This is a genomic window from Acinetobacter lwoffii, assembly GCF_024129735.1.
GTDB lineage: Bacteria > Pseudomonadota > Gammaproteobacteria > Pseudomonadales > Moraxellaceae > Acinetobacter > Acinetobacter lwoffii_H.
Genome location: NZ_JAMXXK010000013.1, coordinates 36,643 through 50,055 on the forward strand (window position 1 = coordinate 36,643; position 13,413 = coordinate 50,055).

Genomic DNA, 13,413 nt, shown 5'->3' on the forward strand with positions numbered 1-13,413 from the left:
AAGCAGTATAAAGATTGGATAAACGAATGCAAGACGATATTTCAGGTTGGACCGAATGGCACCGCAATTTTTCTTCAATTGAGGAAATTTCTAGCCCTAGCGAACTACATGGTTTGCTGACTGGCATTGTTTGTGTCACCCAGGCGCCAAGCAGTGAAGAGTGGTTACAGATTTTAGAAACACTGGATGTACCTGAACTGGATGCCGAAGCATTAGAGTTGTTGGCGGGCGAAGCTGAAGATGTGTTCCATGCATTGTCTGAAGATGAGCTGGATTATTTACCTTTGCTGCCTGATGATGAGCATGTGCTTTCAGAACGCGTACAGGCTCTGGCGGACTGGTGTGCAGGCGTGGTCTTAGGTTTCGGACTGGCTTCAGGACATATCCGTCAGGATGAAGTTGAGCTGATTGAACATTTACAAGATGTAGCCGCAGTTGAATTTGAAGACTCAGACGATGATGCTGAAGGTGAAGAAAGCTATCAGGAATTGTACGAATTTGTGCGTCTGATTCCTGTCAGTCTGTCTTTAGGGCGTAAAAAGGTCGAAGTTGAAGAAACGCCACTCTTACAGCAATTTAGTCAAAAAAATCAGCCTAAAGTCGCTACTACAGAAGCGCAAAGTGTAGGCGAGATTTTCTCGCCTAAACGTCTAAGCTGATGAAATGCTGAGGTGAGTCATCACCTGCTTGAAATCAGGCATATATTTTGCTGTTTACAGTGAAATCTATAGTCTGATTTCAAGACTATATTCTAAATACAAGTATTGATCGATAAGAAGTAAGGTGTAATGAAGAAATTGACACAGGCAGTTTTTGAGGAGCGTCGCGCAATCCTCGCAGGGGAAATCGGTTTACGCAGTATCGCTATTATCGCGACCAGTCCGGTAGCTATGCGTAACCGTGATGCAGATTATAAATACCGTGCAGACAGTAGTTTCTTCTATTTAACCGGATTCGCGGAACCTGAAGCTGTGGCTGTGATTGAAACCTTTGACACTGAAGAAGAAGGCTATAGCTACAGTTTGTTCTGTCGTGAACGCAACCGTGAAATGGAAATCTGGAATGGCTACCGCGCGGGTATTGATGGGGCTATTCAGGATTATGATGCAGATGAAGCCTATGCGATTGATTTGCTGGATGAAGAAATCTTAGAAAAGTTACAAAATAAAGATCAGTTGTTTTATCGCATTGGACAGCATGCAGAGTTTGATGCGCGTGTCGCCAAATGGATTGCAACTGCAAGTGGTGAAAGCCGTCGTGGTACTTCTGTGCCAGCGCAAGTAATTCAGCTGGATCGTATTGTTGATGAAATGCGTCTGCATAAAGATGCAAATGAAATCGAACTGATGCAGATTGCTTCCGATATTTCTGCTGATGCACATACGCAAGCGATGCTAGCAGTACGTCCGGGTATGATGGAATATGCGCTGGAAGCCGAGCTGAATTATGTCTTTGGCAAAAATGGCGGTGTTCCGGCTTATAACAGTATTGTCGGTGGTGGTGAAAATGCCTGCATCCTGCATTATGTAGAAAATGACAAAGAACTGAAAGATGGCGATTTAGTCCTGATTGATGCTGCAGCTGAATATCAGTTCTATGCTTCAGACATTACCCGTACCTTTCCGGTAAATGGTAAATTCAGTCCGGAACAGAAAGCCTTATATAACGTAGTACTGGATGCTCAAATCGCTGCGATCAATGCCGTGCAAATTGGTAACTCGTATAAAGAACCTCACAATGTTGCAGTGCTTATTTTGGTGCAGGGTTTGCTCGATCTTGGCTTGATGCAGGGTAATATCGACGAGATTATAGAAAAAGAAGCTTTTCGTCAGTTCTACATGCACGGTACGGGGCATTGGCTCGGTATGGATGTGCATGATGTCGGTGCTTATAAGGTTGATGGTGAATGGCGCTCGTATGAAGAGGGCATGGTCGTGACCGTTGAGCCGGGTCTTTATATCGCGCCTGATGATGAAACAGTGGATGCCAAATGGCGTGGAATTGGCATCCGAATTGAAGATGATGTGGTAGCCACTGCAAATGGCCCGCTGGTTTTAACTGCGAAAGTTGTCAAAACGGTAGAAGAGATTGAAGCATTGATGGCGAAAGCGCGCGCTGCCTAATCCAAGAAAAATACAGAAAGCCGGTCGCGAGATCGGCTTTTTTTATGACATTTCTATGCCGTTTTAAACAAGAATTCCTAGCTATATCGAATCGATCAAAAAGTGACTTAGCTTACGTTTATCTCGAACAAGTCAAATAAAACTCACCTAAGTAAAATTTACAGCTTAAAAAGTGACAGGAAGTCAACACAGAAAATCTGTTTTTAGCATCAAAGCTACATATTAAATGCGCTGAGATTCTCATACTTTCTCTGATCCTTAAATAAACTTAAATAACAGCAGGAGAACACTTATGAGATTAAATACGATTGACTGGATTGCTTATGCTTTAACAATCATTGGTGGCATTAATTGGGGTTTAATTGGTGCATTCGATTTTAATTTGGTCGCTGCAATCTTTGGTGATATGAGCGCCTTATCTCGAATTGTTTATGTATTGGTTGGTTTGTCGGCATTGTACCTGATTTATACAGGAACGAAGTTGAGTAAAACAGTACACCACACAGATCATCATACCAATATTGTGCGTTAAGCTAATCTTCTTGGGCGAGTTTCTTGCAAGATAGGATTCATGTCTTCGAGTAACTTGCCGAGAGGATAGAAATAGTGTGGAAGATGAAGAAACCTCGGTAGATTTCCGGGGTTTTTTATATAGGTGTTTATAGGTTATTAATAGAACCATCCTCAGATATACAACAATGCCTAGCTAAAGATTAATGATCACTATCATACAAATAAGATTAGGTTGTACATGGTTGGATAAATTTTTTCTAAAAAATATCTGTGAGCTCAAAGATCGAGTTATATTTATACAATTATCTTAAAATAAGAAAAATAATAGTGATTGTAAATGAGCCTCCTGCTACTGAAAGTGAATATTATCTCATTTATAAATAGCTTGATTCACAATTTTATCATTCAGGATTTACCAGCATCAGTATGTATTCAAAATTGTGCGAAGCGAGTAGATTAAGTTATACCAATTTGACTAAGTTTGCGATCGAATCGTATAAGTGCTAAATGAAATAATAACATTCCGTTTTTTAATGCCGAGCTGAAAAAAGTGAGTATAAATATTTTAGTTGCTGAATTAAAGACAACTTGGTTGGAGTTAAGAGCATATAAAGTCGGAGATGAAATCTCATTATTCCAAGAATATTGTGGCAACGTTGAAGCATCAAAATATTTACAACGGCAGGTGCATACAATAGTCAGTCAGACTCAAAAAATGTTGCAGAAATGGGCGTTAAGTTATTGGCAGCAACCGAGTGAAGGATTTTCGTGGGTGATTGCTGAGCGAAAAAGTCATCTGGCAATCGGGTTACTAACGATCATTCAACAGCAAAATAACAGCCTTGAAATTCATTTCGGACTTGGTCCTCGATTTCAGGGGCAGGGCTATATGCTTGAGGCGATGAAAGCGGTGATTCAGTATTTTAGACAATATCTTACATTTAAATCACTAGATACTTTCTGTGATGCAGAACATATACAGGCACACCAAGTGCTTTTAAAGACAGGGTTTGAAATCGTTGAACGGATCAATGCCTATACTGTATTGCCGAAGTTGGGGACTGAAAAGCGCGATGTCTTGGTTTTTCAATATAGGCTGGATCATCATGGAGAAAACTAAATAAAACGAATCATTATAAAAATTTAAAGCCTTGAGGTAAGATAAAATCAGTATACGTTTTATGTAATTCGCCATAGATGCGAATAAACAGATAAGGAAGTAAGCATGCAACAAGAAGTCATCATTGTCGGTGGTGGTATGGTCGGCTTAAGCCTCGCATTGATGTTGGCGAAAATCAATATTGCAGTCAAACTGTTGGAAGCCATTAAATACCCAAATTATGATGATGAAAATCTTGCGCCATATCATTCCAGTTTTGATGCACGTAACAGTGCCTTGTCACGCCGTAGCGTGCAGATCTATCAGGAGCTTGGACTTTGGAATGCCTTGCAAGAACATGCTACCCCAATTCTGGAAGTGAATATTACCGAACAGGGCAGTTTTGGTAAGGCTCGACTGAAAGCCGAACAGGAAAAAGTCGAAAGCTTTGGTCAGGTCATTGAAAATGCCTGGCTCGGTCGTGTACTGCTGACCCAAGTCAAAAAAGAGCCATTGATTGAACTGATTGATGGTGTTCAAGTGACATCCCTTATCCAAGATACAGACTTTGCTTATATCGAAGCTCAGCGTGGTGAATCGTCACTAAAATTACAGTCCAAACTGGTTATTGCCGCCGATGGGCGGGATTCTTTCTGCCGTAAAGCCTTGGGTATTGGTGCGTCAGAACATGATTATGATCAGGTTGCGATTGTGACCACAGTACAAACTTCAAAGCCACATGCTCATGTGGGCTTTGAGCGTTTCAGCCATTTAGGGCCTTTGGCACTTTTACCACTACCGGGTGAGTATCGTCGTTCAGTGGTCTGGCCAGTGAAAAAAGGTACTGAAGGAGAATGGTTGGGGGATGAAAATGACCAGCATTTTCTGGATGCCTTACAGGAAACGTATGGTGATCGTGCCGGAAAATTCCAGAAAACCGGAAAACGGTTCAGTTTTCCATTGTCTCAAGTGTTAGCCGAAAAACAGGCTGTTGGCCGTGTCGTATTGATGGGCAATGCTGCCCATACGATTCATCCGGTGGCTGGTCAGGGTTTTAACCTGTGTATGCGTGATGCGCATGTATTGGTGCGTTACCTCAAGGAACAGCAAGCACAAGGCGCAGACTTGGGCGATGCTGCAATATTACAAGACTATGAAAAATCTCGTCTCAGTGACCAGCAACGTGTGATCAAGTTCTGTGATTCAGTGGTGCGCGGCTTTAGTAACCAGAATCCATTTTTAAAGCTGATTCGTAATACTGGTTTAATCGCTTTTGACACGATTCCAGGCATCAAGCCACTCGTTGCAAATTATGCCATGGGGTTAAAAGCATGAGCTTAAATCAAACTAACGAAATATTAGACGTCGTCATTATTGGCGGTGGGCTGGTTGGTGGACTTACAGCGCTTCTGTTAGCCCAAGGTGGTGTGCAGCCTACAGTTCTGGATGCAGCGCCAATTCTGGATGCAGATAAAACTTTGCGTGTGGCCAATCCGCGTGTTTTGGCACTCAGTCAGGCAACCATTCACCTGTTAAAGACGGTGGGGGTCTGGGAAAATCTGGCACGTCAGCAGCCTTATACCGGCATGCAGGTCTGGAATAAAAATGGCTATGGCGAAATCAATTTTGGCCAGCCTTCTGCAAAAACACCTTCGGTAGAACAGGCTTTAGGCTCGATGGTGGAACCAAGCATTTTGAATCTAGCTATTCAGCAAAAGATGCTTGAAGATATTCAAGATTATAGAACACAGGTCAAAGTCAGCCGCATCGAACGTGGCGTCGGTGTGTGGGTCATTCATCTGGCTGATGGTACACAACTCCAAACTAAACTGGTGATTGGCGCAGATGGTGCAAACTCCTTTGTCCGTGAGCAAGCGTTTATCGATATTGATGTACTGGACTATAAACAGGCGGGCATCAGTTGTGCCATTAAAACTGCACAACCTCATCAGCATATGGCACGTCAGATTTTTCTCGAAACTGGCCCTCTGGCTTTTCTACCTATGGCCAGCCTTAATCCGGAAGAGCAGGGACACTGGCAATCGATTGTCTGGACTTTGCCAGAGGATTATGCCGAAGAATATGCAGCGTTGTCAGATGCTGAGTTTACCCAGCTATTAACCCGTGAAAGCCAGCATATGCTGGGTGAAGTATTGCAGGCGACACCACGTGCCACTTTCCCTTTAAAAGCCCGCGCCGCCCAGCAATACGTTCAAGATGGTTTAGCACTGATTGGAGATGCCGCACATGTCATTCATCCACTAGCAGGTCAAGGGGTGAATATTGGCTGTCTGGATGCTGCCGTGCTTTGTGATGTTTTGCTGCATGATCAGGCGCGTGGCGTATGGGCACATGAGCAGACCCTAAAACGCTATGAGCATCGCCGTAAAGGTCAGAACGATGCCATGATGCACAGCATGTCTGCGATTGGCTGGATGGAAACCACATTATTCTTCCCGATGGTTTGGGCACGCAATTTCGGCCTGAAACAGGTAGAAAATCAGCCCATGTTGAAAGATGCATTTATGGCGCAGGCCAACGGTCTGAGTTTACTTAAAGACACACGCTACGCAGCTTAAGACAGAAATGTAAATTTTTTAAACAAACACCAATAAAGAGTAACGATTTTGTTTAAAAAAGATACGATTTTTTGATGTTTGGTACTAGGCGAAGGTCGAAGAGATTGCTAAATTTCACTTAATTCGATACCTGACTTGGAATACCAAGCGAGGGCCATTTTTGGGGAGATGCAAATGACAGACATGAATGATTATGATGACGACGTTGAAGATTCAATCGTTGACGATGATGAAGCAAAAGCAGCTGAAAAAGGCGCGGTCGATAGCACAGAGGTCGTCAGTGATACCGATCTTGTAGAAGCTGAAACTTTGACCGTCACTGCAAAGCTGAAAAAGCGTCAAGCACTTGAAGACGAGATTGCGGCTTTCCTTGCCAGTGGTGGTCGTATTGTTGAAGTGCCGGCAGATGAATCAGTAGCCAAAGAATAAGTTATTGATTAACTTGTCTCTTATAAAAAACACCACATCAATTGTGGTGTTTTTTTACAAATCAAAACGAGATAGAAATATCTAGAGCAATTAATCGTTTGCCGAAGTCAGTTCTAAAGCACGTTGATAAGCGATTTTCTTTTTAATACCCGTTAAATCTGCTGCCAACTGTGATGCTGCTTTGACCGAAAGGTCCTGTAACAAACGGTTCAATAATTTATCCAGCTTTTCTTGATCCAGATCTTTTTCTTCGGTGGCACCGCCAATCACCAGAACAATTTCGCCTTTTTGCTGATTGTGATCATTGCTAATGAATTCCACCAATTCACCCAAGGTCATTTTCTTGATAGTTTCAAAAGTCTTGGTGATTTCTCGCGCAAAACCGACCGGGCGATCTGCTCCGAAAACGCTGGCCATATCCTTAACGGACTCCAGAATCCGGTGCGGTGCTTCATAGAAAATTAAAGTCTGGGTTTCATCTTTCAGTTTTTCCAGATTTAGCAGACGCTGACTTTGTCTGGATGGCAGAAAACCTTCAAAACTGAAACGGTCACTCGGCAAGCCGACTGCACTTAAAGCTGCAATCGCAGCACAAGCACCAGGAACGGGAATCACGCGGATATTATGCGCTTGAGCAGCCCGGACAAATTTAAAGCCAGGGTCGCTAATCAGGGGAGTGCCAGCATCACTGATCAGGGCCATATCTTCGCCATTGAGCAGGCGCTGGATCAGCTGATCAATCTTGTTGCTTTCATTATGCTCATGACAGGCAGTCAGAGGTGTTTGAATATTAAAGTGTTTAAGCAACTGTGCGGAAGTTCGTGTATCCTCAGCAGCAATAAGACTCACCGACTTCAACACCTGAATTGCACGATAACTAATATCATCTAAGTGCCCGATTGGAGTCGCAACAACAAATAACTGAGCACTCATAGGTTTCTCCATGTGGAATAAATTGAATAATAAAAAATGGAAGATTAAAAATAAAATATTGGGCTTGTGTTTAGTCAGCTACATCAGCTGCGTACAAGCAGAAGTGTTGATCATTCTACCCGAATCCGGGCCTTTGGCGCGAGCTGCATCGAGTATCAAACAGGGATTTCTCAGCGCCTATACTACTTCCGGGCAGAAAGTCCCATTGAAATGGGTCAACTCCAATCAGAAAAATATCTCTCAGCTACTAAAACAGCATGTCAATAAAAAGACCAAAATGGTGGTAGGACCATTGGCACGTAGCGATGTAGAGCAACTGCTCAAGAGCAAACCTAAAGTACGTACCCTCAGCCTGAATGATGTAGCAGGGTCATTACCCCAAGTCTGGCAATTCAGCCTGTCCAAAAAAGAAGATGCCGCTGCCTTAAAAACCTTATTGCACAAAGATGGAATTCAACAGCTGCTGATTTTACGCCAGCCGGGCAGTGAAGCCGAGTATGAGCTGTTGCTGATGTCATTGTTCAGTCAAAGTGATCAGAAATTCAAGATCGTGAACAAGACGCCCATTTTTTTAATGCCAAAACAAGGGCTGTTATACCTCGGCAATGCAGAAGGGCTGGCTGCCATACCTGAATTAAGCCATAAACGGATGTATACCGTGGCCAATGCGATTAGCGAACAGCATAAACCGCCACGAGGAATCAAGTTCTGTGATGTACCTGTGCTTTATCTGGCTGACTGGCCGGATGTTCTACAGGCCTATGCCAAAGAGCCGGTGGATATGTCCTATCAGCGCCTGATTGCCTTCGGTGGCGATGCCTGGCAGATTACCCAGCAGTACCTGTCACAACCGCATTTGCAGCATATTGAATTTCAGGGTAGAACTGGCCGGATTGAAATCACGGACCACAGTATTCAGCGTAGTCCAGAATGTTTTCAGTATAGTGGCACAGGCGTCAAGCTACTATGAGCGAAAGAGGAATGCTACGACAGCAATTAGGTGCATGGGCGGAGCAGCAAGCGGCCCAATTGATGCAAAACCATGGATTTCAGTTCCTGGCAGCCAATTATCACAGTCGCTATGGCGAGCTGGATCTGATTCTGGTGCGTGATCAGGAACTGGTCTTTGTGGAAGTCAAAGCACGTGCGCAAACCCGATATGCGCAAGCGATCGAGTCGATTTCCAGAGCAAAACAGGTAAAGATGCTCAAGACGGCAATGTGCTTTATTCAGAAAAATCCACAATTTGCACACTATTACTATCGTTTTGACGTGATTTGTTTTGATTTTAAACAGCAATTTGCAAAAACCATACAGCATGACTTTTCGCAATACCCTTATGATCTGGAATGGATTGAAAATGCTTTTACTTTTGATCAAGAGTTTATTAACCTTTGAACAAAATAAGGTCTAAAGATGCTTATATTTGCTTCAAGATCATTGTAAAGTTCAAGCAGAATTGACATGATCTGAGCTTGAAAACAGATTATTAGATTGAAAAAGACGTAATAAAATGAAGGAGTCTTGCTGAGTGGTTAAGCGTATTGCAATAACAATGCTGTGTGTCGCAAGTTTATCAGGTTGTGCAAGTTTTATTTCCAGCGGCACAGGTACGGCTCCTGTCGGAACTGAAAGTGGGGCGCGTACCTTGGGGCAGGTATTTATTGATTCCTCAATTGTCCGTACTGCAAAAATTAATCTTTATAAATTGGATTCGCGCTTTAAGCAGGCCCGGGTCAATATTGAAAGTTTCCATGGCAATGTCTTGTTGACCGGTCAGGTGCCGGATGCCCATTTAAAGCAACTGGCTGAAGATAATGTCAAATCCATGAGTGATGTCAAAGCGGTACATAATTTTATTACTGTCGGCAACCAGATCAGCTATAGCACCATCATGCAGGATACTGCGGTGACTGCAAATACCCGTGGCTTGATCATGAAAGCGACTGTGGTAGCGGATAGTAAAGTGCATGTGCATACTGAAGATGGCGTACTGTATGTGATGGGTCGTTTAAATGGTGCCGAGATTGCTGACCTGAATCAGGTGTTACAACAGGTGGGTAATGTCACTAAAATTGTGACCCTAATTGATAATGTGGAGCAATATTCAAGTCTGGCTAATCAAAACTTTGCCGCACCGGCATATGCGCAGCCGGGTATTGAACAGACGCCAGTGGCGATTGATCCTGATACGGTTGAACCGACCTATGAACCATAAGGTCGGCCAGTTTAAAACCCAACTCTCACAGCGTATTTTGCAGTTTCAACAGCACTATCAAGATTTCCGGTTATACGATTTTGGTAGTTATGCTTTAAATCGTTTAACTCCGAAACAAGGTTACACAGTCGAAACCCAATTGGCCTATGGCTTGAAATCCCGGCAACGCTTTGACCTGTTTCGGAGTCAGCAGCCTTTGCCACATCGTCCCCTGATTGTGTTTGTGCATGGCGGTGCTTGGTTGCATGGCGATAAAAAGGATTATCAGTTTATTGGCGAGTCCTTTGCTAAAGAAGGTTATGATGTGGTGGTGATGAATTATCATCTGGCGCCACAACATATTTTTCCGACCTATATTCATGATCTGCATTTATTGCTGAATCATTTGCAGCAGTCAGCTGGACAGTTGCAGATCTGTGCTGAAAATCTGGTCTTGATGGGACACTCTGCCGGGGCATTCAATGTGATGTCTGCCTTGTATCATCCGCAATCTGCCAGCATTGATCACAATCAAATCCGGGCGATTATTGGTCTGGCGGGGCCTTATCATTTTGATTACAAAAATGATCCCATCTGTGCCGATGCATTTGATCAGGCGGTGCCTTATCAGCAGGTCATGCCTTATTATTTTGTTAGAAATAGCTCAACCCGGCATTATCTGTTTATTGCCGAAAAAGACAAGATTGTTGGGCATTTCAATAGCCAGGATTTAGACCGCGTACTGAAAGAGAAGGGTAATCATAGCCATTTGATTCACATTCCGAAACTTGGCCATATTACGATCGTGGGTTCGCTCTCCAGTTTGTTTAGCCGCTTTTTCCAGACCAAGTCTCAGGTGCTCTGGGCGCTCGAGGATGCATTTAAATCCTGATACTGATATGTTAGTTTAACCAAGCACTAGATAAAAAAGAATCCAGTGGATGATCTCCCCTGGATTCTTTTTTTGAGCCGTTGGGCTAAATCTTTCAAATACAGATTTACAGCCAGGTCTTGGTGTCGTCTGCGACGGGCGTACCTTGAGTCACATGCATGATCATAGCATGGGCAATACTGCCTTTAAACGGAATTTCAGGCAGCTGATCGAATTTAAAGAATTGCGCATCGCTAATTTCTTCTTCCTGCAGCTGTAGCTCACCGCCAGCATATTCTGCCTTGAAGGCAATCATCAGATTGCTTGGGAAAGGCCAGGGCTGGCTGGCCAGATACTGAATATTCTTGAGTTGTAAGCCAACTTCTTCTAGCGTTTCACGACGTACTGCATCTTCCAGCGTTTCACCCACTTCAACGAAACCGGCAATCAGTCCATACATCTGGCTTTTAGTATTACGTGCATTTTTGGCCAGCAGAATCTCGTCTTCACCTTTGGTAATAACAGTAATAACGCAAGGCTGTACCCGTGGATACTGACGGTAGTTGCAGGATGGGCAGACCATGGCATATTCAACAGCATGCACTTCAGTCGCTGTGCCGCAATGACTGCAAAATTTATGGTTACGACGCCATTCTAAAAGCTGTACCGCACGACTGGCCTGTTCAAATTGCTGGGTATTCCAGAACTGTAACAGCTGACGGATGGGAACCAGTTGTAAGCCTGCAGGAATAGGCTCATCGGGAAGGAGATCACGGGCAATCACTTGATCACCCGTGTGGAGTAGCAAATCACTTGCTAAGGCTTCAACTCGTGGAAGTTGAAAGTGTTGATCGACCAGCAGTTGCTGTTGTTGAAAAATATAAGCAAGTGATAATTTGGACATTAGGCAACTATTTTGAGTTTCTCACTACTGTCCAATGCTACCTGAAACATCGCCTGTAATACAGGCTGTTTGTTCTTTAAGTTATCAATCATCATGTCGGCACTGGCCAGGGTGTCTAAAGCACGATGAATTTCTTCCGGACTTAATGCAATCGACAGATCAATACGGTTCTTGATGAATTCTGCAGTGGTGGTGAATGCAGTACGAACATGTTCTGCATTCAGGAACAGCATCGCGCCGCCAATCTCGCAAAACTGTACTGGAACAGGTTCGAGTGCAGTCAAGTCATGATCTTGCAGGTAATTGCTGAGAATCTGGCTAGAAAGCTCGATCAGGGCCTTGGTTTCTGTGAGTAAAGCAGCGTGTGCTTCATCCAGACGGTCCAGAGAAATATTCATGTTGTTGACGCGCAGCTGCAAGCGGCTCGAAGTGTGATGACGTTCCAGTACGCCAATCGAGTTCATGGCAGACAGAATGACATTCATCAACTGCTGGGCAAAGCTGGCATCCTGCATAATCTCGGGCTGGCTCAGTGAAGCAGCCTGACGGGTCAGGTCATGATAGGCTTCATTCAGGTTCAACACCTTGAAGATATTGGCCAAACTATTCAGTTGAGCCTGCAATTCCTGAGTCTTTTCAGGCGTCATATTCTGATAGTTGAACTCGATGTCATTACGAATTTGCGCCATTTCCGTGGTCACCAACTCGCTAATGGTATGCATGGTTTCAAAGTCAGGCCCATACAGATGGCGACTAAAGACCTGTAATTGCATATCGGTCAGCAGGTCATCGCCCACATTGAGCTGGCTACGGATAGATTGCGCGGTTTCATCTTCCTGACTGATACACAGGCTGAGCACATTAGCTAAATCTGACAACGAAGCCTTGAAGCTGTCAGCCGAGCTAAAATACTGTGCCATGTTACGCTCAATGCTCACCAGTGTGCGTAGACGTGGCTCATTAATCAGCAGGTGCTCAATATTGTTAAATGCCACATAGACCAGATTCCAGTACTGCTTGCTGTCATGTTGTTCTGCAAGTCCTGCCAGATAAGCACCTACCAGTTTGATGGCTTGCAAATCCAGTTCACTTTCTTCCTGATTGATCAGCTTGTTGAGTGACAGCTTATACAGGCGATGTACATATTGGGATTTTTCCAGACTTGGTGCCTGTGGCAACGAAAAATCAGGGGTGACGCAATCCAATAAACCTTCTACATGCTGGCCTTCAGTCGTCAGTGGCTTACCCAAAGCCAGTTCCAGACGGTTCAGGGTATCCAGCAAAAACTGTGGAATTTTCACTTCACGCAGACAGATAAATTCGATATAGCGTTTCAGCATAGTGGTGCCTTCACTCAAGGCGATCACTTCTTGAGTATTGACCTGCGCCGGATTCCCCATAATCTTGCGCATCAGTTCTGCTGAATATTGAGCGACTTTTGCTAGACTGGACATGTCGATGAGTGCCAGAACCTGGGCGCATTGTTCGAACTGATTTAATGCATCATCAATACCAAAAGGTAAAGTCTGGTCTTCTACCAAGGTGCTTACTGCTGATTCGACTAACTTGATCGAGTTATCAACCTCATTTTTTATTATCAGTAAAGCTGTTGGATCAAAATGTATAGAGGTTTGGTAAGACATGATCTGCACCTTTCCTGGAGTATTATCTATATATGAGCCCCGCTTTAAACTACGGGGCCTCTTTGTATTTACTATAACTGAAGAACGATAGTTTTAAACCTAAAGTATCCCCGGAAATGTAG

14 protein-coding genes are annotated in these 13,413 nt (G+C 43.8%); 11 read left to right on the forward strand and 3 right to left on the reverse strand.

The genetic code is table 11. The features are described 5' to 3' along the window. Positions 1-26 precede the first annotated feature (26 nt). From NI469_RS05615 to NI469_RS05645, 7 genes are all read left to right on the forward strand, one after another. A complete protein-coding gene (locus NI469_RS05615) occupies positions 27-659 on the forward strand; it encodes a UPF0149 family protein (protein WP_253174582.1) in 633 nt (210 codons plus the stop codon). 129 nt (positions 660-788) lie between these two features. Then, on the forward strand, positions 789-2,123 hold the full coding sequence (gene pepP, locus NI469_RS05620) for a Xaa-Pro aminopeptidase (RefSeq protein WP_005246895.1): 1,335 nt from the start codon (positions 789-791) through the stop codon (positions 2,121-2,123). 292 nt (positions 2,124-2,415) lie between these two features. Beyond that, a complete protein-coding gene (locus NI469_RS05625; RefSeq protein ID WP_247143342.1) occupies positions 2,416-2,655 on the forward strand; it encodes a DUF378 domain-containing protein in 240 nt (79 codons plus the stop codon). Between the two features lie 531 nt (positions 2,656-3,186). Next, on the forward strand, positions 3,187-3,756 hold the full coding sequence (locus tag NI469_RS05630; RefSeq protein WP_253174583.1) for a GNAT family N-acetyltransferase: 570 nt from the start codon (positions 3,187-3,189) through the stop codon (positions 3,754-3,756). Between the two features lie 105 nt (positions 3,757-3,861). After that, entirely contained in the window at positions 3,862-5,070 is a 1,209-nt protein-coding gene (gene ubiH, locus NI469_RS05635) for a 2-octaprenyl-6-methoxyphenyl hydroxylase (RefSeq protein WP_253174584.1), read from the forward strand. Further along, entirely contained in the window at positions 5,067-6,314 is a 1,248-nt protein-coding gene (locus NI469_RS05640) for an FAD-dependent monooxygenase (protein ID WP_253174585.1), read from the forward strand. Before ubiH ends, NI469_RS05640 begins: the two co-directional genes overlap by 4 nt. Positions 6,315-6,488: 174 nt before the next feature. Continuing rightward, positions 6,489-6,743 (forward strand): hypothetical protein, encoded by a 255-nt coding sequence (locus NI469_RS05645; protein WP_004646359.1) that lies wholly within the window; start codon positions 6,489-6,491, stop codon positions 6,741-6,743. A gap of 90 nt (positions 6,744-6,833) precedes the next feature. On the opposite strand, the gene rsmI is transcribed toward NI469_RS05645, so the two are convergent. After that, positions 6,834-7,676, reverse strand: coding sequence for a 16S rRNA (cytidine(1402)-2'-O)-methyltransferase (gene rsmI, locus NI469_RS05650; RefSeq protein ID WP_253099003.1), 843 nt, complete (start codon positions 7,674-7,676; stop codon positions 6,834-6,836). A 10-nt stretch (positions 7,677-7,686) separates the two neighbouring features. Between rsmI and NI469_RS05655 the strand changes: the two genes are divergently transcribed. From NI469_RS05655 to NI469_RS05670, 4 genes are all read left to right on the forward strand, one after another. Continuing rightward, complete coding sequence (locus NI469_RS05655) at positions 7,687-8,646, forward strand: penicillin-binding protein activator (RefSeq protein ID WP_253174586.1); 960 nt, start codon at positions 7,687-7,689, stop codon at positions 8,644-8,646. A gap of 11 nt (positions 8,647-8,657) precedes the next feature. After that, positions 8,658-9,074: a YraN family protein gene (locus NI469_RS05660; RefSeq protein ID WP_005107460.1), complete on the forward strand. Its 417-nt coding sequence runs from the start codon at positions 8,658-8,660 to the stop codon at positions 9,072-9,074. 133 nt (positions 9,075-9,207) lie between these two features. Continuing rightward, positions 9,208-9,894: a BON domain-containing protein gene (locus tag NI469_RS05665; RefSeq protein ID WP_004279522.1), complete on the forward strand. Its 687-nt coding sequence runs from the start codon at positions 9,208-9,210 to the stop codon at positions 9,892-9,894. Then, on the forward strand, positions 9,884-10,765 hold the full coding sequence (locus tag NI469_RS05670; protein ID WP_243475345.1) for an alpha/beta hydrolase: 882 nt from the start codon (positions 9,884-9,886) through the stop codon (positions 10,763-10,765). Before NI469_RS05665 ends, NI469_RS05670 begins: the two co-directional genes overlap by 11 nt. A 106-nt stretch (positions 10,766-10,871) precedes the next feature. Here the strand turns inward: NI469_RS05670 and nudC are convergent, their stop codons facing one another. Together nudC and NI469_RS05680 are read right to left on the reverse strand one after the other, a co-directional pair. Continuing rightward, positions 10,872-11,648 (reverse strand): NAD(+) diphosphatase, encoded by a 777-nt coding sequence (gene nudC / locus NI469_RS05675; RefSeq protein ID WP_253174587.1) that lies wholly within the window; start codon positions 11,646-11,648, stop codon positions 10,872-10,874. Next, positions 11,648-13,291, reverse strand: a complete 1,644-nt coding sequence (locus tag NI469_RS05680; RefSeq protein ID WP_253174588.1) for a chemotaxis protein — start codon at positions 13,289-13,291, stop codon at positions 11,648-11,650. Before NI469_RS05680 ends, nudC begins: the two co-directional genes overlap by 1 nt. Positions 13,292-13,413 lie beyond the last annotated feature (122 nt).

Excerpts from the sequence above, each read along its gene's own strand:
- NI469_RS05615 (WP_253174582.1), top strand. The coding sequence starts at position 27 with ATGCAAGACGATATTTCAGGTTGGACCGAATGGCACCGCAATTTTTCT.
- pepP (WP_005246895.1), top strand. The coding sequence starts at position 789 with ATGAAGAAATTGACACAGGCAGTTTTTGAGGAGCGTCGCGCAATCCTC.
- NI469_RS05625 (WP_247143342.1), top strand. The coding sequence starts at position 2,416 with ATGAGATTAAATACGATTGACTGGATTGCTTATGCTTTAACAATCATT.
- ubiH (WP_253174584.1), top strand. The coding sequence starts at position 3,862 with ATGCAACAAGAAGTCATCATTGTCGGTGGTGGTATGGTCGGCTTAAGC.
- NI469_RS05640 (WP_253174585.1), top strand. The coding sequence starts at position 5,067 with ATGAGCTTAAATCAAACTAACGAAATATTAGACGTCGTCATTATTGGC.
- NI469_RS05645 (WP_004646359.1), top strand. The coding sequence starts at position 6,489 with ATGACAGACATGAATGATTATGATGACGACGTTGAAGATTCAATCGTT.
- rsmI (WP_253099003.1), bottom strand. The coding sequence starts at position 7,676 with ATGAGTGCTCAGTTATTTGTTGTTGCGACTCCAATCGGGCACTTAGAT.
- NI469_RS05655 (WP_253174586.1), top strand. The coding sequence starts at position 7,687 with ATGTGGAATAAATTGAATAATAAAAAATGGAAGATTAAAAATAAAATA.
- NI469_RS05660 (WP_005107460.1), top strand. The coding sequence starts at position 8,658 with ATGCTACGACAGCAATTAGGTGCATGGGCGGAGCAGCAAGCGGCCCAA.
- NI469_RS05670 (WP_243475345.1), top strand. The coding sequence starts at position 9,884 with ATGAACCATAAGGTCGGCCAGTTTAAAACCCAACTCTCACAGCGTATT.
- nudC (WP_253174587.1), bottom strand. The coding sequence starts at position 11,648 with ATGTCCAAATTATCACTTGCTTATATTTTTCAACAACAGCAACTGCTG.
- NI469_RS05680 (WP_253174588.1), bottom strand. The coding sequence starts at position 13,291 with ATGTCTTACCAAACCTCTATACATTTTGATCCAACAGCTTTACTGATA.